This window comes from Yersinia sp. J1 (genome assembly GCF_050586585.1).
GTDB classification, from domain to species: Bacteria; Pseudomonadota; Gammaproteobacteria; order Enterobacterales; family Enterobacteriaceae; genus Yersinia; species Yersinia entomophaga.
In genome coordinates this window covers 1-1,240 of sequence record NZ_JBOBDP010000046.1, presented here as the reverse complement: position 1 = coordinate 1,240, position 1,240 = coordinate 1, and the positions used below count along the sequence as shown (strand labels likewise).

Below are 1,240 nucleotides of genomic sequence, written 5' to 3'. Positions count from 1 at the left end.
TGTCCGCACGTGAGGACACAGCTGGTGTCCGCATGTGGCTGGACATAGGACACCGCAAGTCCTATGATGGGACAAAAATGTCCTATCAAAAAGACACCGAGGGATAAAGATGATCGTAGCTTCAGAACATCAAACAAAGCTAAGACAGAAAGAAATACAGGAAATCGACAGGAAGGCATCTAAAGAGCACGAGGAGGCGAAGAAGAATAGCAACTTCACCCAGACATACCCAAAGGGCTGGCAACGCATTAGAGAGCTTGTGAGGGACAAACAGGGTGCTGCCGCTATAGGTCTTTACTCATTTTTCGCTGAACACATAGATCCTACCTGCGGTGCCGTAGTCTGCGACCAGCAATTTTTAGCTAATCAGATGGGTGTTTCTACTCGAACAATTCGTCGTTGGTTAGATTATTTGGAGGAGAAGGGTGCCTTGGTAAGAATACCAGTTGCTGGCAAGGTCTGTGCTTACGCTTTAGATCCTCATGAAGTCTGGAAAGGATATAACACATCAAAAGACTACTCAGCCTTTGTTACCAAGACGTTAGTGAACAAGGATGGAGAAATAAAACGCCGGATAATGGCTATGTTTTCCGGAGAGGAGAGCGGTCAAGAGCAGTAGCGAAGCGACTCTTGACGGCTCGGAACGACCCCCACCCTCGAAAAGGGGGATGGTTCGCCACAGCGAGCCATCCCCATGATAAGCAGCCCTTTAAGCAGTAAATCCCATAAATAAATAAAACAGCACATCACTTTTGTAATGTGCCGCATTCCTTTGGGACTAAAAGGACTTAGCCAGGAATGTAATACAGAAAATTAATCGACAAGGAGGTCATCATGATCACTTCAACAATCATCACAATCATTGGCTTAATTGGAAGCCTCATCACGATTTACCGAGAGATATACCCTAAGGATAAGCACTAATTAGCCAGTATACACTCCGCTAGCGGAGTGACTGGTTCAGGGCTTCGCCCCGAAACCCCTAAAAACCGTCATGCATGGTGATGGCTCACTATGCGAGCCATCACCAGATACAAGGTTAAATGGGCATTTTGATCGTCAAGGTCAAGCCGCTAACGCGGTCGCCTATGGCGAACCCTGACCCTCAAAATGCCCGACCGGAGGGAGGGAGCTACCTTGAACTTTGGTGTTGTCTGTTGGTTTTCATAGAAGAGAATAGGGTAAATTAATAAATTACTGATTTTTATAGAATTGTTTTTTTCTGATAGGACACAGCTGG

1 protein-coding gene is annotated in these 1,240 nt (G+C 46.0%); it reads left to right on the top strand.

Going from position 1 to position 1,240, the window contains the following annotated elements; all coding sequences use genetic code 11:
- Window positions 1–109: 109 nt before the first annotated feature.
- Entirely contained in the window at window positions 110–619 is a 510-nt protein-coding gene (locus ACQ4OC_RS19515; protein ID WP_052923824.1) for a helix-turn-helix domain-containing protein, read from the top strand.
- Window positions 620–1,240 lie beyond the last annotated feature (621 nt).